General features: G+C 67.5%; 16 protein-coding genes. 3 read left to right on the top strand and 13 right to left on the bottom strand.

What is annotated here, in order from left to right:
• Window positions 1-95: 95 nt before the first annotated feature.
• From RXV88_RS18020 to RXV88_RS17990, 7 genes are all read right to left on the bottom strand, one after another.
• On the bottom strand, window positions 96-299 hold the full coding sequence (locus RXV88_RS18020; RefSeq protein ID WP_316294890.1) for a hypothetical protein: 204 nt from the start codon (window positions 297-299) through the stop codon (window positions 96-98).
• A gap of 1,275 nt (window positions 300-1,574) precedes the next feature.
• Window positions 1,575-4,031, bottom strand: a complete 2,457-nt coding sequence (locus RXV88_RS18015; RefSeq protein WP_316294889.1) for a M48 family metalloprotease — start codon at window positions 4,029-4,031, stop codon at window positions 1,575-1,577.
• Window positions 4,031-8,320, bottom strand: coding sequence for a DUF2339 domain-containing protein (locus RXV88_RS18010; RefSeq protein WP_316294888.1), 4,290 nt, complete (start codon window positions 8,318-8,320; stop codon window positions 4,031-4,033). The genes RXV88_RS18015 and RXV88_RS18010 overlap by 1 nt, the downstream gene beginning before the upstream one ends.
• 97 nt (window positions 8,321-8,417) lie before the next feature.
• Window positions 8,418-9,572 (bottom strand): mandelate racemase/muconate lactonizing enzyme family protein, encoded by a 1,155-nt coding sequence (locus RXV88_RS18005; protein WP_316294887.1) that lies wholly within the window; start codon window positions 9,570-9,572, stop codon window positions 8,418-8,420.
• Window positions 9,573-9,637: 65 nt separating this feature from the next.
• Window positions 9,638-11,140 carry a tripartite tricarboxylate transporter permease gene (locus RXV88_RS18000; RefSeq protein ID WP_316294886.1) on the bottom strand — a complete coding sequence of 501 codons (1,503 nt, stop codon included), beginning with the start codon at window positions 11,138-11,140 and terminating at the stop codon, window positions 9,638-9,640.
• Complete coding sequence (locus RXV88_RS17995) at window positions 11,137-11,616, bottom strand: tripartite tricarboxylate transporter TctB family protein (RefSeq protein ID WP_316294885.1); 480 nt, start codon at window positions 11,614-11,616, stop codon at window positions 11,137-11,139. Before RXV88_RS17995 ends, RXV88_RS18000 begins: the two co-directional genes overlap by 4 nt.
• Window positions 11,617-11,701: 85 nt before the next feature.
• Window positions 11,702-12,679, bottom strand: a complete 978-nt coding sequence (locus RXV88_RS17990) for a tripartite tricarboxylate transporter substrate binding protein (protein WP_316294884.1) — start codon at window positions 12,677-12,679, stop codon at window positions 11,702-11,704.
• A 122-nt stretch (window positions 12,680-12,801) separates the two neighbouring features.
• Here RXV88_RS17990 and RXV88_RS17985 point away from each other — a divergent pair, with 122 nt between their 5' ends.
• From RXV88_RS17985 to RXV88_RS17975, 3 genes are read left to right on the top strand one after another with little or no spacing between them, the layout of a single operon-like run.
• Complete coding sequence (locus RXV88_RS17985; RefSeq protein WP_316294883.1) at window positions 12,802-13,692, top strand: LysR substrate-binding domain-containing protein; 891 nt, start codon at window positions 12,802-12,804, stop codon at window positions 13,690-13,692.
• Window positions 13,689-14,438: a sulfite exporter TauE/SafE family protein gene (locus RXV88_RS17980; protein WP_316294882.1), complete on the top strand. Its 750-nt coding sequence runs from the start codon at window positions 13,689-13,691 to the stop codon at window positions 14,436-14,438. Before RXV88_RS17985 ends, RXV88_RS17980 begins: the two co-directional genes overlap by 4 nt.
• Window positions 14,439-14,457: 19 nt before the next feature.
• Window positions 14,458-15,075 (top strand): glutathione S-transferase family protein, encoded by a 618-nt coding sequence (locus RXV88_RS17975; RefSeq protein WP_316294881.1) that lies wholly within the window; start codon window positions 14,458-14,460, stop codon window positions 15,073-15,075.
• Here RXV88_RS17975 and RXV88_RS17970 read toward each other — a convergent pair.
• From RXV88_RS17970 to RXV88_RS17945, 6 genes are read right to left on the bottom strand one after another with little or no spacing between them, the layout of a single operon-like run.
• Entirely contained in the window at window positions 15,072-16,634 is a 1,563-nt protein-coding gene (locus RXV88_RS17970) for a thiamine pyrophosphate-binding protein (protein WP_316294880.1), read from the bottom strand. The genes RXV88_RS17975 and RXV88_RS17970 overlap by 4 nt on opposite strands.
• Window positions 16,631-17,740, bottom strand: coding sequence for a sulfite oxidase (locus RXV88_RS17965; protein WP_316294879.1), 1,110 nt, complete (start codon window positions 17,738-17,740; stop codon window positions 16,631-16,633). Before RXV88_RS17965 ends, RXV88_RS17970 begins: the two co-directional genes overlap by 4 nt.
• Window positions 17,741-18,406 carry a fumarate hydratase C-terminal domain-containing protein gene (locus RXV88_RS17960; RefSeq protein WP_316294878.1) on the bottom strand — a complete coding sequence of 222 codons (666 nt, stop codon included), beginning with the start codon at window positions 18,404-18,406 and terminating at the stop codon, window positions 17,741-17,743.
• Window positions 18,403-19,359, bottom strand: a complete 957-nt coding sequence (locus RXV88_RS17955) for a fumarate hydratase (protein WP_316294877.1) — start codon at window positions 19,357-19,359, stop codon at window positions 18,403-18,405. The genes RXV88_RS17960 and RXV88_RS17955 overlap by 4 nt, the downstream gene beginning before the upstream one ends.
• Entirely contained in the window at window positions 19,356-19,673 is a 318-nt protein-coding gene (locus RXV88_RS17950) for a hypothetical protein (protein WP_316294876.1), read from the bottom strand. Before RXV88_RS17950 ends, RXV88_RS17955 begins: the two co-directional genes overlap by 4 nt.
• Window positions 19,673-21,427: an L-aspartate oxidase gene (locus RXV88_RS17945; RefSeq protein WP_316294899.1), complete on the bottom strand. Its 1,755-nt coding sequence runs from the start codon at window positions 21,425-21,427 to the stop codon at window positions 19,673-19,675. Before RXV88_RS17945 ends, RXV88_RS17950 begins: the two co-directional genes overlap by 1 nt.
• Between the last annotated feature and the right edge of the window lie 9 nt (window positions 21,428-21,436).

Raw genomic sequence — 21,436 nt, 5'->3', positions numbered from 1 at the left:
AAGGAAGCCCAGGCCGGGCGCGGGTTCGGTTCCCAACGCGCGCGCGAAAGCCCCGGCCAGGAACGCTGTCGTCAACCCGACCGTCACGACCCCCGTCAGCGGGTCCATCGCGCCGAAGATGCAGGCGTCGGCGCCCGGCGCCGGATCCGGGTCTGACGCGAGGCGAGGCGAGGCGGACCGCAGGCTTCATGGATACGGGCGTCGATGCCCGCGACCGGCCCGTCGCCGACCCGCAGCCCGAACGAGACCGTGACGGCGGCATTCGAAAGCCGTTCAAGGTCGATGCCCAATTGCGCCATACCCGGAACCGCAAAGGGGGACGATCCTTGCGCATGATGAAGGCCCGGCGCAGGCCCGGGAACATCGGAAACACCACGACGATGGCCCGCGCCACATTGCTCGGCGCGCCGTCGAGCGACTGGGGGCCGATGGTGTCCTGTAGGGTCGGGATGTTGAAGGCGTTCCCGATGGGCTGCCCCGTCCTGAACCGGGCGATTTCGGATCGCAGCCTGCGGACCGGCTTCTTGGATATCGCGGTCCTCGGCCGTCCAGAGGCTGACCAGAACGACATGGCCCCGGCGCGGTATCGCCGGTGGGTCGCTGGCCAAGCAATGCGCCCACATCGTCGATCGTGCAGAGACTGCCATTGGGTGCTAGCAGGATCGCCGTGCCCGCCGCGTCGATCCCGGCCGCAGGCAGATCGCTCAGAAGTTCGGACATCTTGCACGCCCACGGCGACCGCGCGGCGCGCGGCAGCTTCCGGCCGGATGCGTTCGACCTGAAGGCCTGAAAGCGTGACCCCGGTGAGCCCGTCCATGGCTTAAAGGCCCGCCTGCCTCGGCGGCGACGGTGAATGCCGCGCGGGCCGCATCACCGGAACTGGTGTTCGCCAACAGGCGCTTCGCCCCCTCCGGCAGTCGCGGCGCGGTCTGTTCCATGCAGGTGCGGATATCGGCAAAGACCCGATCCGGATCCTCCGACACATCACCCGATCGGCCACCACGACGTCAATCGGCGCCACACCGGTGGTGACGAGGGTCGCGACCTCGCCAGTCCAGCGCGCGGCGTGTTCCCACGGAACGGCGAGGCGCTTCGACCGGCTTGGATGCCGCCGGATTGCGCGGCGACGATGACCCTGCGCAGGGTGATGGCGGGGTTGTCCGGCAACCCCTTTCGTGGAACGCCTCGGCCGGCCTGCAAAAGACCCTGACCGATCCTGACGCAGCGCCGACCCGTTCAAGATGGGCGGGCGAGCGCAGGGCCCGGGCCGTACCCAGACAGAGGGCCCTGACTGAAAGGTGCGGTCCGCCGTTGTGGGGGCGGTCGCCCCTTCGATCCGCGCCGCGTGGTCCTGACGGGTGCAGGCGGCGTGGTCTTCCGGGGGGCGCGACCCGGGGCCGGACACTGTGCACGCGGTGCGCGAGGCCACCCCGCCCTTGGGAAAGGCAAGGTCGAAACCGTGGTCAAGTATGGCGGCGCCACCCGGGTTCCAACCAAGCTGGCGCCGGAAAGGCCGAGGGCGCGTTGGCCGGACCTTGGCCAAGGCTGACATGCGCTGGCGGTACCGGGCCGGGCTATTGCAGAAAGTCGACAGTGCGGCCCATTCGCTCGATCCCCTCGGCGTAGCATTGATCGGACCGGATGCAGGTCTCCGTCGCCGCCAGCAAGGTCTCGCTCACCCGTCCGTCGGCCGGCCCGGAATAGAGCCCCGCGGCCGTCATGGCCTCCTGCACCTGGCGGATCGTCTCGGGACTGGCCAGTTGCAGGGCCTCGCGGAAATCGGCCACTGCGCCGTCGATCCCGCCCGACACACGCCCGACCATCGCCCGCTGCAGATAGACCCAGGCCCGGTTTTCGCGATTCTCAGGCAGCCCGGCCTCGAACGCCCTTTCGCAGCTGACCAGCGCCGCGTCGTATTGATCGCGCAGTCTCAGGATGAAACAGCGATTGGCGTGATAGAGCCCGTTCCCGGGGTCGAGACGGATCGCGCCGTCGATATCCTGCAGGGCGTGATAGGTTTCCTCGCGCTTGACGTTCACAAGCGCGCGGTTGTTCAGGGCGACCGCGAAATCGCCCTCCCGCAGGTCGATGGCCTCGGTGTAATGCGCGTGCGCCTGGTCCAGCGCGCCGCCGCTGGCCTCTGCCCGGCCAAGCGCAAAAAGCGCCGAGGACAGCGGCTCTTTGACGGCCCACGAGTCCGGCGGGCGTTTGGACATGAGATCGCGCCCCAGCGTGACGGCGGCGGCGTGGTCGCCCCTGGCCGACAGCTCGGCGATCCGGGCGATGGGGGTCGTGACGCCCAGCTCGCGCGCCAGCGCCGCGATCCCGGGGTGGAACGGATAAAGCGCGGCCTGCACCTCATATTCGGCGCGCGCCTGATCGGGCCTGCCGGGGATCAGGCGCCGGATCCGTTCCAGGCTTTGGGCCAGGGTGAAGGGCGCGTGCCCGTCCTGGATCGCCGCCGTCAGCGCGTCGCCCGGATCGGTGTCGTCCTGATAGCCGAGGAACGCCAGATCCTGCCGCAACCGTTCGGCATATTCGGCATCGACAGCCATGGCGCGGTCGTAGGCTTCGCGCGCGCGGACATGTTCGCCCAGCAGGATATTGGCCGCGCCCAGGGTGTCGAGATAGTCGGCATCCTCCTTGATCCGGATGGCCCGGGTGGCCAGAACGATGGCGCGTTCCGGGTTGCGGAAGTCCGGCAGCCCGGCCGTCACATAGGCCCACGCGAGGTTGTTCAGCGCCCATCTGTAATCGGGTCGTTCCGCGATGGCGCGTTCCAGCTTGTCGATGGCCTCTTGGTATCGGCCGTCGTCGAACGCGTCCCTGCCCTGTTGCGCGATTTCCTTGGGCGTTTCCGAGGTGTCTTGATCCGTGGGTTCCCGGGCCGCCTCGGGCTCAGGTTTGGGCTCTGGATCGGGTGTGGTGCCGGGGCGTTCCGGCTGGCTCTCGCCGGCCAGAAGGCCTGTGAGGCGTTCCAGGCGGTCGTCCTGCGGCGCGGTCTCGCGCAGCGCATCCGCAAAGCGCGCCGCCTCGGCGTCGCGTCCCAGAAGGAAGGCCAGCTCGGCCCGCGCGGCAAGGTAGTCGGGCGCGCGCTCTGAAAAGGTCCAGGTCTGGTCCTCGGGCGTCTCGCCCAGCTCGAAAGCGCGTTCGTCATAGGCCGCCTGGCCCACGCGGAAGGTCTCACCCTCCCAACCGGGGGCGTTCGTTTCAAGCATTCCGCGCAGCGCGTCGAGCCGGTCGGCAAAGGGGGGATGGGTGTTGAAATAATCCCTCAGCACCTGGTCGAGCGAGCCGAGGATCTCGGTCTCGGGCCCGCCGCCGGGCCGCTCTTCCCCCGGCCCGTATTCGTGCTGGAGGTAAAACTTGCGGAAGGTGTCGATGGCGTTGAGCGGGCTATAGCCCGCCTTGGCGGCCAGCAGCATGCCATAGCGGTCCGCTTCATTCTCTTGCACTTCGCTGAAGCCGACGCGAACCATGTCTTCGGCAATGGCCAGCAGGTATCCGGCGATGTCGAGGCCCGCATGTTCCAGCAGCAGCCGGTTCTGCACCAGATCGACGCAATGCATCAGGTCGACATGGGCGATCTCGTGACCCAAGAGCGCGGCCAGCTCTGCCTCGCTGTCGATCATGTCGAGCATTTCGGTGGTGATGTAGATATGGCCGCCGAGGATCGCCCAGGCGTTGGGATATGACGCGTCGACCACATGGAAGGTCCAGGGCAGATCCTGCCGCCGCGCCTCTGCCGCGACCCGCGCGCCCACCGCCGCGACATAGGCCCGGTCCGCCTCGGTGCCGCCGTCGCCCCAGTACCACGCCGCGATCTCGTCGCCATATTCGATCTCGAGCTCGGTCGAGATGCGCACGGTCTTCACCACGCTGTCGAGGTCGCGCATGACATCGCCCCAGATCGCACCCAGCGTGTCCAGATCGACCTTGTAGCGTGTGGGGCTGACGATCATGGCCAGCGCTGCGACGGCAAAGACCCCCGCCAGCAGCGCGCGAAAGATGTTTCGATGCGATCCCGTCATCACAGATACCGTCCCAGTACGTCACGGAAGCGGCTGTAGCCCAGCGACACCAGCAGCAGCACCAGCCCAAGCACGATGAACGAGAAGACGCGGTAGATGGTCTCGACCCCGTCGAGATCGATGAAGACAACCTTGAGCAGGCAGACCATCAGCAGCGCCAGGCCGTAAAGCCGCAGGCTGCGTTCGTTCAGCACGAAGCCGATCAGCATCAGCACCAGCGCCGACACTGCCCAGCCGATGGAAACGAGGTCGATGGTCATCTCGTAGAAGACCAGCAGCGTCAGCTGCGCGGCGAAGAGCAGCGACACCACCGCCCGCGCGTGCCGGTCGGCGAAGGCAAAGACCCGGCCCAGCCGCGTCTCGGGCGCGCCGAAGGGGGCGGCGTCGAAGGACCGCGGGATCAGGAAAACCACGACCAGCAGCGCGGCCTGCGACGGCAGCGTCGTCACCACCCGTTCGGACATCCCCCAGAGCGAGCCTTCGAGATAGGCGTTGGTCGACCAGGCCCGCCCGAAGACCAAAAGGCAGATGGCATAGGCCTGATAGCGGAAATCCCGGTCCGGCCAGCGCGTGCCCAGCACCGCCAGCACCAGGATCAGCGCCGACCAGACCGCGACGGCATATTCCCGCCCGACCTCGAAGCGCGCCAGAACGACGATCAGCCCCGCCCCTCCCCACGAAAACACAGGCGCCGGCAAAAGCCGCAGCCCCCGGCCCCATCCGCCCGCCATGAGCGCGCGCATGTAATAGACCAGCAGGGTCACCGCCCCCACCGTCAGCAACCGGTGCGACAGGCCGAAGGCCTCTCCGGGGACGAGGAAATTGGCGAAGAAAAGCCGGATCGCGGCGGCGAAGATCAGCACTTGGGCTTGCCGCGCCAGCACCGGTTTCGCGGCCCGCTCGGAGATCTCGATCAGCGCGAAGGCCAGCGCGGCCCAGGCCACGGCGACGGCGACCGAAGGCAGTTCGCGCCAAAGCGCGAAGGCGAAGAGGATCGTGCCGAGGTTGAGGAATGCACCCTCGGTCACGAGGCGCGGCAGCTTGACCGGTCCGGCCCAACCCCGGACACGCGGGTGCAGCGCGTAAAGCCCGGCGACAACCGCCGCCATCCCGATCCGCGCCAGTTGATCGGGAGGCGGCGGCATCGGCACCAGGCGGTAGACGTTCACGCCCATCGCCAGCACGAAGGCCGCCCCAGCCATCGCCCACGCGATCGCCCGCACATCCGGCTTTTGCAGCCGCCGTCCCGCCTCGTCGAAGATCAGCGCCCAGCCGATGCAGGCCGCCGCCACAAGCCCAGCGGGCAGCGCCGTCCAGGCCGCTGCAGCGAAGAGCACCGCGCCAAAGAACAGCGCCAGCGACGACGTCCGTTGCTCGGCCTGCTGCAACTCAACCGAAGGGAAGGCGATGCGCCAGGCCGCCACATGCATCAGCAGCGACACGATGGCGGTGTGGGTCCAGGGCGCCACTGCCAGCGCATCGGGCAGGATCGACGCCTGCGTCATGCCACAGAGCCCCGCCGCCACCGCCAACAGCGCAACGGCCTGCCAGCGCAGTTCGGCCCAGCGCAGGCGCTGACCGGCCTCCAGCAGCACCAGCGCCCAGAGCGCCCAGGCGATGGCCACCTGCTCGAGCGGCAGCCAGCGCAGCATGGCGACGGCGGCGAAGAAGGTCGCGAACCCCGGCCCGACCCAGGAAAAGTCGCGCTCGTATTTGCCGAAGCCGCTGGCGTGGCGCATCTTCGCGCCGGAAAGATACGCGATCACCGCACCGGCCAGCAGCCACGGCTGGGCGATCCCCTGGTCCGCGTTGCTCGACACGCCCGGTTGCAGGATAAGTTGGCAGAGCAGCGCGGCCGCGACGCCCATCGCGGCGTAGGACAGCACGCGGAACTCTGTCCAGTGCAGCCGATGCCCGGCCTCCAGCAGCAGGATGGCCCAGAACCCCCAGACCACCGGCACCTCGTCGGGCGGCAGCCATTGATAGACCGCGCCGTAGACGAAGACAGTCGCGAAGACAGGCGCGATCCAGGCCAGCGCGGTTTCCTTGACGGTCAGGCCGCCCGCATGACGCATCCGCAGCCCGGCGAGATAGGCCAGACCCGCGCCCGCCGCCAGAACGGCGCGCACCGCCTCGGCGGCCTCGGGGGGCGGCAGAACCAGGTCGCGGTTGAGCAAGGTCAGAAGACCGGCCGCGCCCAGCAGATAGCCCTCGATGCGCAGATAGCTGCGGCGCGTGCGGATGCCCGCCTCGAGCAGCGCGTAGGCCACGGCCAGCATCCCCAGCCCGGCGACATGTTCGGGCAACGCCTTCCACAGCGCCAGACCGGCCAGCAGCGGCATCACGGCGACCGACGCCAGACGCACCAGCCGGTCGGCCCCGCCCGCATAACGCTCGGGCGCGCGGTCGATGCATTCGCGCATCAACGCCGCCGGCAGGATCGGGCTCAGCCCCAGCACGACCAGCAGCCAGCCGTCGAAGGGCCGCACCGGGGCGAGGCTGGTGACCAGCGCGGCGGCGGCGGCCAGGGCCGTCAGCGCATAGCCCTGCACCCGGTAGAGCGGCAGCTCGAACCGGCAGTCGATCTGCCAGAGCACGAGCCCGCCCAGCGCCCAGTACGGCGGCAGCCAGCCCCAGTTCAGCCCCTCGGCATCGATGGCGACAGGCATGGCGATGGCAAAGAGCACAACCGCGATCGTGCCATTCAGACGAGACAGCACCGGCCGCGCCATGCGCGCATCCACCAGCGCCGTCGCCGCATAGGCCAGGATCGCCGGGGGTGCGATGTAATGCAGATTGCCCGGCAGGTACGTCTCGACCTGCCAGCCCAGCAGCCCGATAAACCCGGCCGTATTAACCAGCGACGTCGCCACGTCGAGAGAGCGCGCCTTCGCGCCGCCGGGCTTGTGCGCGATGGCCGCGGCGCAGAAGATGACCCAATAGACCGCCAGCACGGCGATATTTCCCCAGAAGACCTGGCTCGCCTCCAGCCCGCCAAGGATCAGCACGCGCGCGGGGTCGTCCGCCGCCAGTTCGGTCGCCCAGAGCCAGCGGGCATGGGTGGCATAGCTCGCCACCGCGATAATCACGCCCAGCTGCCGCCAGTCGGTGCGCCGCAGGACGAAAGGAATGGTCCCCGCCAGCATCGCCGTCGCCAAGAGCGAATAGAACGACAGCGGGCTGAGATGCAGCGCAAGAAAGGCCAGCCCATAGGCCAGCGCGGTCACCGCCTGCCGCCGGTAATGGAACGACTGGCCCAAAATCCCCGCCGCCACGGCCAAAAGCACGGCCGTCCCCAGATAGGCGTTGTCGATGATCCGGGCGGCTTCGATGTTGTGGGCGGCATAGGCGGTGAAATAAAGCAGCCCCCAGCCGCCGCCCACAAGCGTGAAGGCAAAGACCCGGTAGCGGGCGCGCCGTTGCAGATAGGCCCCGGCGGCCATAAGCGCGAGCGCGACCCCGACCCCGATCATGATCTTGCCCAACGGGGCCAGCAGGATCAGGCTCTGCTGGATCAGCAGAACCAGGCCGACGATCAGGATGACGATGCCGATGATGTTCAGCCAGTTCTGCCCGATCCGGGTTTCCCAATCGGTGTCGCCGCCGCCGAGGCGCTGAAGCAGCGCCGAAAACGCTGCGCGATGGCGCGAAGGCCGGGGCGGCTCGGGTTTTTCGGTTTTCCTCGGTTTCGGCGTTGGATGCGGCGTCGCGCGTGTCCAGGCGCCTGCGGGCGCCTTGGCGATCTCGGCGCCTTTCTCGAACGCGGCAATGTCCGGCACGAGCGGCTCCGGAGCGGGCTCCTTGGGCGCCTCCGGCACCGGTTCCTCGGGCGGCTCCGGCTTGGGCGCGACGGGCGGCGTTTCGGCCTGCGGGGTCTCCGGGATGGCGTCGGTGACGGCCACGGCATCGGCCGGGGTCTCGATCTTCGACGCCGCGACCCGTGCGGGTTCCTCGGGGGCGGCAGGTTCGGCGGTATCCTCTGCCTCGACCGGCACAGGGGCGGGGGCGGGTGTCGTTTCCTCGAGTGTGACCGGGGTTTCCTGGGGTCTGGGCGGTGGGGCGACCGCCTCTTCCGGACGCGGCCCGATCCTGGACCGAAGCGCTGCGATCTCCTGTTCCAGCCGGTCCGACCGGGCCTGCTGGCGCTCGACCCGTTCGGTAAGAGCCGTTTCCATCTGCGCAAAATCGTCCGCCCATCTTTCCAGCCGGCGCACGCGCCGAAAGGCGCTGAAAGCCACGAATGGCGTCACCAGAACGAACGCGACGAACGCGATGCCTGATATCAGCAATAACGCTTCCATGCGCGCAGTATTCTGGATGGCGGCGCGGCGGCGTTGATCTTGGTCAAACGCGTCGTGCGAGAGGTCAAAGCCTGCGCGGGGCCTCTTAGCCGGTCACGCAGGCCGCGTGGGTCAGCATGGGGCGCAGCAATTCCGGCAGTGTCTCGACGCCGACGCCCGCATCGGGCGTCGCGGACCAGAGCCCGGTGGCGGGGTCCATCCCCGGCAAACCGAAGGCATCCCGCAGCGGATTGGGGTTCACGTCGACCTCGAGCATCCCGTCGCCGCCCACGGCCGCCAGCAGTTCGGCAGAGGCGCTCAGACCGATGGCACCGCCCAGGAAATGCGGGCAATAGACCCGCCCCGCCGCCAAGGCCGCGCGGGCCACGCGCAGACAGCCCGTCACCCCGCCCCACTTGGCCAGATCCGGCTGGATGAAATGCAGATGCCCGGCGCGGATTGCGTCGTCGAAGGCCTCTTCGCCCGCGATGTTCTCGCCCCCCGCCAGCGGCGTCTGCGACGACGCGGCCAGAGCCGCCCAATCCTCGGTCGGTGCATCGGCGGGGATCGGTTCTTCCAGCCAGCCGAGGCCCATATCCTCGGTCGCCTGCAAAAACCGGCGGGCGGTCGCGGTGTCGAAGGCCTGGTTCGCATCGGTCAGCAGACGTTCGCCCGGCTGCAGGGTTCCGGCCAGATCCCTAAGAAGCCGCAGGTCGCGATCCAGGTCGAACCCGACCTTGACCTTGAAGGCCCGGAACCCGGCGGCGCGCGCGGCGGGCACCTCTGCCGCCGCCGCCGCGATGGCGATCCCGCTGGCGTAGGCGGGCATGTAGTCTGCGGCGTCGGGGTTCAGCAGTTTGCGCAGCGGCAGACCCACCGCGCGCGCCTTGAGATCCCAGAGCGCCGCGTCGATCCCCGCGATCACCTGCCGGAATGGCCCCCATTCACCGCATTGCAGTGCGCGGATCCGGGTCTTTTGCGTCAGGCTGTCAAAGACCTCTTCGGGCGCGCCCACCGTTGCGCCGACGATCAGCGGGGCGATGTCGCGTTCCAGCAGGTTGACCCGGTGCTCGGCCCCCGCGGCGGGCCAGTTGGCAAAGACCTCGCCCCAGCCGAACGCACCGTCGGAGGCTTCCACGCGCAGAAAGACGGCGGGCCGGTCGGTCATGCGGCCAAACGAGGTCTCGACCGGCCGGTCGATGGGATGGCGAAAGGCAAAGGCCTCGATCCGCGCGATGGTATGCCGCCCGCCCCCGGTCACGGGGCGGCGCGCCGTGCTTGGCGGCGCACTGCTCTGGACCGCCTGTTGCGCCCGTGGCCCATGGCTCAGCCCTGCAGCTCTTTCGACAGCTTAGCCGCTCGCCGCGTGCCGCGCACGATCGCAAAGATCGTGATTGCCGTCAGCGTCCAGAAGAACCAGGTGATCGGCCCCCGGAACAGGATCGACGGATCGCTGCCCGACATCAGCATCGACTGGCGGAAGTTGTCCTCGAGCAGCGGGCCCAGGATGAAGGCGATCAGGAACGGCGCCGCCGGCACATGCGCGCGCATCATCACATAGCCGACCCAGCCCATGACGAACATCACGCCCACGTCGAAGATGTTGTTGTTGACCGCAAAGACGCCGTAGATGCAGAGGATCAGGACGGCGGGCATCAGGATGCGCTTGGGGATATCCGCGACGAACCGAAAGCCGCGAATGGCCACCGACCCGACGATGAACAGAAAGAACGAACTGACGATCAGGCCGATGAAGAGGCCATAGATGATGTCGACGTTCAGCACGAACATCATCGGGCCCGGCTGCAACCCGTGGATCATGAAAGCGCCGATGATAATGGCGGTGATCACGTCGCCGGGCACGCCCAGCGCCAAGAGAGGGATCAGCGTGGCCCCCGCGACGCCGTTGTTGCCCGCCTCGGACGCGGCCACGCCCTCGATCTCGCCCTTGCCGAAATTGTCCTTGTTCTTGGAGGTGCGCCGCGCCTCGGAATAGCTCAGGAAGGCCGAGGGGGCGGCGCCGATCCCGGGGATCGAGCCCAGGAACACGCCGATCAGGCTGCCGCGGATGATGGATTTCAGGCAGCGCAGGTATTCCGGGATCGTCACCCATGCCTTGCCCAGCGACCGCGCCTTGCCCAGATGGCCCTCGGGGTGCCAGGCCATGGCGATGATCTCGGGGATGGCGAAAAGCCCGATCAGCACGGCGATGAAATTCAGCCCGCCCATCATGTTGGGGTCTTCGAAGGTGAAGCGGTTGGTGCCGTAGACCAGATCGAGCCCGATCGTGGCCAGCAAGAGCCCCAGGATCGCCGAGAGCGCGCCGCGCAGCAGGCTCTCGCCCGACACGCCCGCGATGATGGTCAGCGAAAAGAGGATCAGCGCAAAGAACTCTGGCGGGCCGAAATTCAGCGCAAAGGACGCAAGCCAGCCCGCGAAGACGATCAGCGCCATGTTGGACACGAAATCGGCCGTGCACGAGGCCCAGAGCGCCATGCCCAGCGCCTTGCCCGCCTCGCCCTTCTCGGCCATCGGATAGCCGTCGAGGATCGTGGCCGACGACGCGGGCGTGCCCGGCGTCTTGATCAGGATCGCCGGGATCGAGCCGCCGAAGATGCCGCCCTTGTAGACGCCAAGCAGCAGCAGGATGCCGTTGATCGGGGCCATGGCGAAGGTGAAGGGCAGCGTCAGCGCCACCGCCATCGTCGCCGAAAGCCCCGGGATCGCGCCGCCGATGACGCCGACGATGATGCCGATGAAGAGCGACAGAAACGCCTCGACGTTGCCGACCAGCGAGAGGCCCGCAAGAATGCTGTCGACGAAACTCATGGCAGCCTCACAAAGTCGCCCTGCGGGATCGCGACCCCCGCCACATGCGCGAAGAAGGCATAAAGCACCAGCGGGATCAGCACCGCGCAGACCAGGGCCGTCTTGGGATAGCGGGTGCGGAACATCAGTGCGGTGACCAGAAAGGCCAGCATGCTGGTCCAGACCATGCCCAGCCGCGGCAGCGCGATCATCGTCAGGCCCATGATCACCGCCAGCCCCGCGAGCCGCAGCCACGATGCCGCACCGCCGTCGTGGTCGTCGGGCTCTGCCTCGCGATGCGCCGGTCTCAGCAACAGCCCCAGCCCCGTCAGCGCGAGAAACCCCGCCAGCGTATAGGGCCAGAACGTCGGCGACAGGACGATGTTGCCCACGTTCGACGGGCTGAACACCCAGTTGGGGATCGCGTAAAAGGTCATAAACGCCGATCCGGCCAGCGCCACCAGGCCCAACCGGAAATTCAGATCCTTGAAGGACACGTGCGGATGCCTCCCGAAAAAGGCGGGCCACACCTTGTGGACATGCCCCGCCTTGCCGTTGTCATGAAAGACCCGTGTGGGCCGTTCAGCCTTCGATGCGCATGCCCAGTTCGTCGACCAGAGCGCGGAACTTTTCGTACTGCGCCTGGATGAAGGCATTGGCCTCGGCCGGGTCCATCAGCTCGATCACCGAGCCGCGCGCGGTCATCTTCTCGAGGAAACCCTCATCCGCGGTCGCCTCGGCCATCCATGCGCCCCACTTGTCGGCCACGTCGTCGGGCAGCCCCGCGGGGCCGGCGATCCCGGTCCAGCCGACAAGCGCGTTTAGATCGGGATGCCCGACGTCGTTCGCCGTCGGCGCGTCAAAGCCCGGCACCGGCTCGGCCGTGGTCACCATCAGCGGCTTGAGCTGGTTGTTGGCCACAAAGCTCGCCAGCGCTGACGAGTTGGTGCACAGGAACGTCGCCGTGCCGTTCAGCACCGCCGTCGCCGCCGCACCCCCGCCCTGCTGCGGGATGTGGGTGGTCTTTTCGAGCGGGTTCTCGACGCCGAATTCGCTCAGCACCATGACCGCCGCCAGATGCAGCAGCGACCCCACGCCCGAGGACGAATAAGTCACGCCGCCCTCTTCGACCTTGGCCAGCAGATCGTCCATCGATTCGATGCCCGAGCTGGGGTTCACGGCGCAGGCCACCGGGTTGATCTCGTAGACCGTCACAAAGCGGAAATCGTCCAGCGTATAGGGCAGCGTGGCCTTCATCGCCGGGTTCACCGAATGCGAGCCCACGCGGGCGAAGAGCATGGTGTAGCCGTCGGGTTTGGCATTCTGCACGGCGACCGATCCGGTCGCACCGCCCGCGCCGGTGACATTGGCCATGACCAGCGCCTTGCCGACCGCATTGCCCAGCGGCTCGGCGATGGTGCGCGCGGAAATGTCCGTTGCACCGCCGGCACCGTAGGGGATCACCATGTTGATCGGCCGTTCCGGATATTCGGCAAAGGCGGCGGTGGCCGACACCCCGGCCACGGCGGCCAGAATGGACGCGACTCGTTTGATACCCATTAGTTCTCCTCCCATGAGACTGTGGTATTTTCTCGCTTGCACGAGGATAACCGTAAGAATAAATTAATCAAAGAAATAAGAGCTTACACTTCTGGAAAGCTCTCCTTTCCCTAAAGGGGCTGATGTCCATCAAGCATCTCAGAACGCTCGTCGCCGTCGCCGAACACAGGACCTTCAGCGATGCAGCCGATGCGGTTTGCCTGACCCATGCGGCGGTCAGCCAGCAGATGCGCGCGCTCGAGGCCGAGCTGGAGCTGACGCTCTTCGACCGCAGCACCCGGACACCCACGCTCAACGCCACGGGCCGCGCGCTGGTCGCCAAGGCGCGCGAGGTGCTGCGCGGCTATGACAACATGGTGCCCTCGATCCTGGACGAGACGACTTTGGCGGGCGAGGTGTCGCTGGGCGCGGTGCCCACCACGCTGACCGGGCTGATGCCGCGGGCAATGACCTTGCTGAAACGCACCTGCCCCGCGCTGCGCCTCAGCATCCGGCCCGGCCTGACCGGCCCGCTGGTGTCGGCGCTCAAACGCGACCAGCTCGATGCGGCGGTCATGACGAAACCTGTGGTTCTGCCGGAGAACCTGGAGTTCCGCCACATCGCCACCGAACCGCTGCGCCTGATCGCCTCGGCCGAGACGGCCTGCGACGATCCGCTGGAATTGCTGGCCACCCGGCCCTTCATCCGGTTCAACCGCGACGCGGTCGTGGGCACCCAGATCGAAAGTTGGGTGCAGGAACGGAAACTGCGCGTGAGCGAGACCATGGAGCTCGACAACCTAGACGCCATCGCGAGCATGGTGCATGCGGATCTGGGCGTGTCGATCGTGCCGCAGAGCTGTGTCGCGCCGGCGCATTCGCTGCCGCTGAAGTGGCTCGATCTGGGCCCCGCCGCGCCGGTCCGGCACCTGGGGCTGGCATTCAAGTCCGACACACCCAAGGCGCGGATCCTGGCAGAGATCGAGCAGGCGCTGAGAGACGCCGCAGGCACCGGGGGCGCGATGCCCGAATGACCAGCGAAACGATCCTCTACCTGATCCTCGGCGGGCTGGCTGGTGGGTTCATCAACGGCTTTGCCGGGACCGGAACCGCGCTTTTCGCGCTCGGTTTCTTTCTGACCGTGCTAGAGCCGAAATCGGCCGTGGCCATCGTCGCGCTGATGTCGGCGCTGATCGGGCTGCAGGGCTTGTTCGTCGTCCGGCGCGAGATTTTCGCCAACACCGCGCGGCTTATGCGGTTCATCGTCCCCGGGCTGATCGGCGTGCCCATCGGCATTTCGCTGCTGCGCTATGTGGATGCCGGGACGCTGCGGCTGGTGGTGGCTGGGTTTCTGATCTTCTACGGCGGTTATTTCGGCTTTCGCCGGGCGCTGCCGCGCTTTGACCGGCGCACGCCCAAGACCGACGCCACCGTTGGGCTGGCGGGCGGGATCCTGGGCGGGCTTGCCTCGCTTTCGGGGGCGCCGCCGGCCATCTGGCTGTCGATGCGCCCCTGGCCCAAGCACGAGACCCGTGCGGTCCTGCAGCCCTTCAACGTCGTCATCCTGTCGACCACGGTGGCGATGCTGGCCTGGAACGGCGCCTTCGACGCGGCGACCTGGGCCGCCTTCGCGGTGGCGCTTCCGGCGGGTCTGCTGGCCGTGCAACTTGGGATTTTCGCGTTCCGCCGGGTCAGCGACGACCAGTTCCGCCGCACGCTGATCATCCTGTGCCTTGCGCTGGGGCTTGGTATTCTGGCCCGCGACCTGGGCCTGTTCTGACACGGCAAAGGAGGCCGCCATGCTTACGCTTTACTATTCCAAGTCCAGTTCGGCGCTCGCGCCGCATATCCTGCTCGACGAGATTGGCGCTGACTACGAGACGGTCGAGAAACCGATCGCCAAGGGCGCGCATCTTGCGCCCGATTACCTGAGCATCAACCCCAAGGGCCGGGTCCCGGCGCTGGAAACGCCCGAGGGGGTCGTCACCGAAAACCCCGCGATCCTGTGGTATCTGGGCGAGCGCTTTGCCGACCGTGGCCTGCTGCCGGAGGGACCTTTCGACCGCGCCAAGGCACAGGAAATCAACGCCTATATCTGCGCCACCGTCCATGTCGCCTTTGCGCACAAGCAGCGCGGCGCGCGCTGGTCCGACGATCCGGCGACCATCGAGGGGATGAAAGACAAGGTCGCCGCCAATCTGGCCGAGTGCGCGGCCCTGATCGAGGCGCATTACCTCAAGGGTCCCTGGGTCCTGGGCGAGCGCTATTCGATCTGCGACCCTTACGTCTTTCTGGTGCCGCGCTGGATGGCGGCCTCTGGCGTGGCACTCGACGGCTATCCCAAGCTCGCGCGCCACCACGAGGCGATGCTGGGACGCGACGCGACCAGGGCCGTTCTGGCCGCCCATGGGCTTTAGCCCGGCGTCGGCGCGGGCAGCCCCTCGATCTCGACATTGACGCAGGCGGGCCTGCCCGACCGCAGGGCCTCTGACAGGGCGTCGGCAAGCTCGTCCTGCCGGGTCACATGCGCGCCGAAGCCGCCCAGCGCGGCGACCGCCTGATCGTAGCGCGCGCCCGACAGGGTGCAGCCGTGCATCCGGTCCGCGCCGAATTTGCGGCGCTGCAATTCATGCTCGGCGTTCCAGGCGTGGTCGTTGCCGATTACGGCGACGAAGGGCAGGTCCTCGCGCACAGCCGTTTCGAATTCGGGCAGGTGAAAGCCTGCGGTTCCGTCGCCCATCACCGCGATCACGTCCGATCCAGGTGCTGCGGCCTTGGCCCCGATGGCATAGCAGAGCCCGCCGCCGATGGCCCCCGAGACACCGTTGACGATGCGCCGCGGGGCATGGATCAGCGCCTGCGCCCATTGCCCGATCTCGCCGCCGTCGCTGACAAAAATCGGGTCGCGGGCACCGTGAACCAGCGCCTGAACGGCGGTGCAAAGCCGGGCGGAGTCGATCTTCGGCCCCGCTACCGGGGTCTCGGACCGCGCGGCGCAAAGCCCCGTGACCTCGGCCAGCCAGGTCGGACGGGCCAGATCGGACATGGCGCCCGCCAGCAACGCCCGCGCCATCGGGCGCGGCGCGGCGTGCAGGGCGGTCACCCGCCTTCCAAGGTTCCGCTCGGCCCGCGCAGCCTCGTCCGGATCGCCGTGGACCGTGATCCAGCGCGCGGCGGGCCAGACCTCGGCAGCCCCGAACCGCAAGGTGAAATCCACCGGTTTTCCCAAGGCCACCACAAGGTCCGCCTGCGCCCAGGCATGGCCAAAGCGCCCGAGGCCCGGGTCGTTCACGCCGCGCGGGCTTTCCATCGCGATGGCCGGAATGCCGAGAGACGCGAAATCCAGCGCTGCGCGCGTGGCGTTGAGTTCGGGGCCAAGAAGGATCAAAGGCTTTTGCGCGGACTGAAGCGCCGAAAGGATCACGCCTGCATCCGGCAGCGCCGGCTCGGGCGGTGCGGCGCGGCCCGCAAGAGGCCCGACCTCGGCCTCCAGCACATCGGCGGGAAGCGACAGATGCACCGGCCCCGGCTGGCCGGACATCGCCGTGTCGATGGCCGCCCGCAGCTCTGCCTCGATCATCGCGGGATCGGTGATGCGGCGCGAAAGCTTGGTCACCGGCGCGGTCAGCGCGATCTGGTCCATCTCTTGAAACGCGCCCTGCCCGTCCTTCGCGACGGGGCTATCCCCCGACATCAGCAAAAGCGGCGTCTGCGAGGCGCGCGCGGTCAAAAGCGGCGAGATCGCATTGCCCAGCCCAGCCCCGGCGGTCACAAGTGCCACGCCGACACGTCCGGTGATCTGCGCGTGGCCCTCGGCCATGAAGCCCGCCGCCGCCTCGTGGCGGGTGTGCACCAGACTGACCCGCGTCCCGAGACAGGCGTCGAAGACCGGCATGATCTGATTGCCGCTCAGCGTAAAGACTGTGTCGGTGCCCTCGGCCTCGAGCGTGCGCACCAGCGCGTCGGCACCTCTCATGCAGGCTCTGCCGGGACGAATACCGCGACGCAATGCGCCGCGTTGTTGCCAAAGCCTGAGGCGTCCCAGCGCTGTTCCAGCGGCTGGGTGTTGCCCTCGGCATCGGTGGCGCGGCAGCGCAGCAGATGCTCGCCCGGCGTCGCCTGCCAGGTGACCGACCATTTCGACCAGGCGTAGGGGCCGCTGCCGGGGGTGAGCTGCGCCTCTTGCCAGGTGTCGCCATCTCCGAATTCCACCCGCGCGATGGGCACCTTGCCGGCCCAGGCGCGCCCGGTGATCTCAACGGACCCCGGTTCGACCTGCCGCGTCCGGGTCAGCCAGTCGGGGATGCCCGGCGGGATCATCAGCGACTTGACCCGGATCGCGGTTACGGGCCGCCCCTCGTCCTCCGGGTGGTCGCGGTAGCGGTAGGTCTGGACCTGCTGGAACCCCTGATAGGGCGTGTCGATCGCCTCGATCCGCGACAGCCATTTGACCGACGCCATACCGTACCACCCCGGCACGACGATGCGCAAAGGCGCGCCGTGCTGCGGCAAGAGCGGCTGGCCGTTCATCGCATGAACCAGCAGCACATCCAGATCCGCGATCAGATCCAGCGTCAGGCTACGCCCGAAGAAGTGCCGCACGCCGTTGTCGAAACCCTCGTCGGCGCCGGTGAAGACGATATCGACCGTGCCTTGCGCCGGGCGCGCCCTTTCGATCAGGGGCCGCAGCGGCGTGCCGGTCCATTCCGAGGTGCCCACCGCCTCGACGCTCCAGGGCATGGAATGGGACCGGGGCGAGACGCGCGCGCGCCCGTTGCCCGCGCATTCCAGCGTCACGGGCATGGTCACCTGCGGCAGGGCGCGGATGTCGTCGAGGCTCAGATCGAAAGGCTGCTCGAACCCGCCGCCGAAGGTCAGCCGGTGGCTGCCCTCATCCAGCGCGGGTACGTCGAAATGCGTCAGCAGGTAATGCGCCCCCGTCGGCGTCACGTCGTGCCGCAAGGTTTCCAGAATGATGCCCGAGTTGCGGTTGGCCAGCCGCACCTCCTGTTCAGAGTAAACGCCATCCACGGTCTTGGGCTTGCCGGGGTTGTTGCGGAAGATGTCGGTCACGCTGGCCATTCAGATCACCTCGTCGCTGCGGTCGTCGGTTTCGCCGTAACGGCGCAGGACGGCGGGGCGCGTGCCTTCGTAAAGCCGCTCTATATTGCCCGCGATCTTGGCGTTTTCCCGCTCGAAGAGGCATTCGCCGTCCAGGTTCGAGGCGACGATGAAAGGCCCCATGCGGTTGCACTTGATCACCCACATCGCCTGCGCCAGACCCAGCTCCTGATGCCAGTGCACCGCCTCGACATTCTCGACCCCGCGCCCCAGCAGCGCCCCGGTGCCGTAGCCCACGGTCGAGAGGTAAACCGCGCCGTTGGGCACGAAATACTGCTTGTAGTCGCGGGAGGTCATGCCGCCCTTGCCGATGATCAGCTTCGCGCCGGTCTTGGCCATCCATTCGGGCAGCCATTTTGCAAAGCGGAACGAGGCGGTCGCCGTAACCGCGCCCATGTCGAAGGACCCGTCCGACCGGATCGTCGCCGCGGGCGAGCAGTGGAAATTCGCCGCAGAATCGCGCGGCAGCTCCATAGGGATGTTGGCGCGCTCTTCGAGCGCGCGCATGTAGACGCCCTCGCGCGCCGTATACATCAGCCCGTCGAGATAGACGATGTCGCCCAGCCGGAGCTGTGCGATATCCTCGTCCGTGGGTGTCGTCGAAAGGCGGACCTCGCGCGGTTTCATTCGGCGGCCTCCTGCATCGGGGTCCAGTCCACGGTTTCGCGGCGCTGATAGGGCGTGAACCAGTCGGGATCGGTGCGGTATTCGACACGCCCGTCGGGCCAGAGCCGCGCCACCGCCCGGCGCGAGGACAGGCAAAAGGCATGGACCGACATGGGCATGCCCCCGGTGTGGCAATAGCCCACCTCGATATTGCAATCGATCACCATGTTCTTGCCGACAAAGCCCATGGCCCCCATGCCGATGGAATTGCCGAGCTCTTTGAATTCGTCCTCCAGTTCCGCGATGCGCGGGTCGGAGTTGCGCGAGCCAACCACCCGCAGGGTCGAGGCGCGCTTGCCCAGCGTCATGCAGATATCCTTGGACCCGCCCAGCCCGATGCCGATGATCGCCGGCTGGCAGGCCAGCCCGCGCTTGCCAAAGGCCATCAGGCTGTCGAGATAGAACCGCTTGATCCCCTGGATCCCGTCCGAGGGAAAGAGCATCCGGTAATCGGTGCCGAAAAGCCCGCCCTTGTGCAAGGTGATGAGGTCGATCCAGTCGCCCTCGGGCTCATAGCCGTACTCGATCTCGGGCGCGCCGATGCCGACGTTGTTGTTGTGATCCGTCCGCCAGAGCGGATGCACCCGGTTGGGGCGCAGCGGGACGCCATCCGTCGCCTCGGCCGTGGCGCGGCGCAGCGCGGTTTCCAGCGCGCACATGCCCCCCTCGACGCGCGCGTCGTTGCCCAGCTTGACGAACCAGCGCGGCACGCCGGTGTCGCCGCACATGGCGCGGCGGTCTTCCTTGGCCGCCTCGTAATTGTCGAGCATCGCCTGCAGCACGAAGGACGACAAATCGCCGTCCTCGGTCTCGGCAGCCTTCTTGAGCCCGTCGAGGTAATCCTCGGGGATCTCGATGGCCGCCTTGTCCATCAGTGTCCGGGCGGTGTCGTGGATGAGGGAAAGGGGGATCATTTGATATCCTCCATGTTGCGTTTGATCAGGCCCCACATCTCTTCTTCGCCCTCGCCCCCGAACGACACGGCGCCTGCGCGCACAAGGGCCTGCCGCAATTCATCGTCGTCCGAAAAGCCCTGCGAATGGTGCTTGATCTTCTTCAGCGAGCGTTTCTTGTAGTTGGGGTTGCTGAGCAGATGTTCGATGGCGGCCCCGACCGAATAGTCGAACTTGCGCTCTTCTCGCAGCTTCTGGAGATGCTGGCGGGTGGTGATCTGTGCCGTTACGAATGCAACGCCCACAGAGCCGAGGATGCCCAAGACCCATTCCATCATTGCGCCGCCACCAGTGTTTCGGGTTCGTTTGCGGGAAGGACTGTTTCGCCCGGGCGCACGATGGTGAATTCCACGGGCTGGCGTTCGGTGGTCACCGTGCCGCCGTCCTGACGGACCACGGTGAAATAGCTGTCCTCCAGCGCGCCGGCGTCGGGGAAATCCTCGCGGTAATGCGCGCCGCGGGAATTGTCGCGCGCCAGCGCCGCGTGGGCGATGACCTCGGACACGTCGCAGAGCGAGCGCAGGTTCAGCCAGTCGTGCCAGGTCAGGTTGAAGGCGAGGTTGTCCGGCGCGACGCCGATCTCCATCAGCCGGTCGGAAATCTCGGCGATGCGGCCCAGCCCCGCGGTTATGCCCTCGGCGGTGCGCATGACGCCCACGTGATCCCACATGGCGTCCTGCAATTCGCGCCGCAGCGGCTGCACCAGGTCCGGCGTCCGCGTCAGCGGATGGCAGGCGCGGGCGAGCTCGGCCTCGAGCACGGTCTCATCGGGATCGCGCAAAGCGCCCATCTTGCGGATATCCTGCCCCATCGTGTCGCCCGCGACGCCGCCATAGACGGTCGAGTTGGCCACCCCGTTGCCGCCCAGCCGGTTCGAGCCATGCGCGCCGCCCGCATCCTCGCCGGCCACGTAGAGGCCCTCCAAAGCGGTGCGCGTATCCACATCGACCACAACGCCGCCCATGAAGTAATGCGCGGTCGGCACCACCTCGACCAGACCGCCCGCAAGGTCGAAACCACAATCGGCGCAGCGCTTGACCATGCCCTTGAACTTCTGGCGGACATTGTCGGGCCCCAGATGCGCCATCGAGATGAAGACGCCCTGCTGGTCGGGATTGTTGTTCTTGCGCATCTCGGCATAGATGCCGCGGCTGACCACGTCGCGGGTGGCACGCTCGCCCTTGCCGTCATATTCGAACATGAACCGGTGCCCGGCGTGGTTCAGCAATTGCCCTCCGGCCCCGCGCAGCCCCTCCTCCAGCACCGTGCCGGTCATCCGCGTGTGATCCCCGGCCAAAAGCCCGGTGGGATGGAACTGCACCATCTCCATGTCGCGCAGCGGCAGGCCCGCGCGCAGCGCCATGGCCAGCCCGTCCATCGTCTTGTCGCCCGACGGCGTGTGGTAGCGGTACATCGTCGGCCCGCCGCCCGTCGCCATCAGCACCGTCCTGGCGCGCACGAAGCGAAAGCGCCCGGTGCGCATGTCGATCATCAGCACGCCCGCCAGCGCGCTGCCGTCCCGCGTGGGGATCAGCCCGACCGCGCGATGCTCCTGCAGCTTTTCGACACCGCTGGCCAGCACCTTTTCCATCAGGCGGTTGATGATCTCGATGCCGGTCAGGTCGCCCTTGTGCACCGTCCGGTCGGCGGTCTGCCCGGCAAAGGCCTTGTGGTGCAGCGTTCCGTCCGGGTTGCGGTCGAAAAAGCAGCCGACCTCGTTTTCCAGCTCGCGCACCCGCTCGACCGCCAGTTCGCAGAGCCGCCAGGCCATGTCCTGGTTCGGCAGCCACTTGCCGCCGTTGATCGTGTCCATGAAATGCCGCTTGACGCTGTCGCCCGGACCCAGCGACACGTTATAGCCGCCTTGCACCATCCGGGTGCAGCCGCATTTGCCGATCAGCCCCTTGACCGCGATGGTGATCCTGGTGCCCTCGGGCGCCGTTTGCCTGGCGTGCAGCGCGGCGAAAAGCCCCGCGCCCCCGGTCCCTAGGATCAGGATGTCGGTGTCGTGACGGTCGATGTCTTGCATGGAAAGCAT

The sequence above is a fragment of the Aestuariicoccus sp. MJ-SS9 genome (assembly GCF_032586235.1).
In the GTDB taxonomy this organism is placed as follows: Bacteria; Pseudomonadota; Alphaproteobacteria; order Rhodobacterales; family Rhodobacteraceae; genus Aestuariicoccus.
The sequence above is the reverse complement of the archived record's forward strand: the minus strand, read 5'-3'. Positions and strand labels throughout refer to the sequence as shown.

Bases quoted from the DNA above. Each gene is read 5' to 3' on its own strand.
- RXV88_RS17970 (WP_316294880.1), bottom strand. From the start codon at position 16,634: ATGAGAGGTGCCGACGCGCTGGTGCGCACGCTCGAGGCCGAGGGCACC.
- RXV88_RS17990 (WP_316294884.1), bottom strand. From the start codon at position 12,679: ATGGGTATCAAACGAGTCGCGTCCATTCTGGCCGCCGTGGCCGGGGTG.
- RXV88_RS17975 (WP_316294881.1), top strand. From the start codon at position 14,458: ATGCTTACGCTTTACTATTCCAAGTCCAGTTCGGCGCTCGCGCCGCAT.
- RXV88_RS18000 (WP_316294886.1), bottom strand. From the start codon at position 11,140: ATGAGTTTCGTCGACAGCATTCTTGCGGGCCTCTCGCTGGTCGGCAAC.
- RXV88_RS17950 (WP_316294876.1), bottom strand. From the start codon at position 19,673: ATGGAATGGGTCTTGGGCATCCTCGGCTCTGTGGGCGTTGCATTCGTA.
- RXV88_RS17960 (WP_316294878.1), bottom strand. From the start codon at position 18,406: ATGAAACCGCGCGAGGTCCGCCTTTCGACGACACCCACGGACGAGGAT.
- RXV88_RS17955 (WP_316294877.1), bottom strand. From the start codon at position 19,359: ATGATCCCCCTTTCCCTCATCCACGACACCGCCCGGACACTGATGGAC.
- RXV88_RS17980 (WP_316294882.1), top strand. From the start codon at position 13,689: ATGACCAGCGAAACGATCCTCTACCTGATCCTCGGCGGGCTGGCTGGT.
- RXV88_RS18020 (WP_316294890.1), bottom strand. From the start codon at position 299: ATGGCGCAATTGGGCATCGACCTTGAACGGCTTTCGAATGCCGCCGTC.
- RXV88_RS17965 (WP_316294879.1), bottom strand. From the start codon at position 17,740: ATGGCCAGCGTGACCGACATCTTCCGCAACAACCCCGGCAAGCCCAAG.
- RXV88_RS17985 (WP_316294883.1), top strand. From the start codon at position 12,802: ATGTCCATCAAGCATCTCAGAACGCTCGTCGCCGTCGCCGAACACAGG.
- RXV88_RS17945 (WP_316294899.1), bottom strand. From the start codon at position 21,427: ATGCAAGACATCGACCGTCACGACACCGACATCCTGATCCTAGGGACC.
- RXV88_RS18015 (WP_316294889.1), bottom strand. From the start codon at position 4,031: ATGACGGGATCGCATCGAAACATCTTTCGCGCGCTGCTGGCGGGGGTC.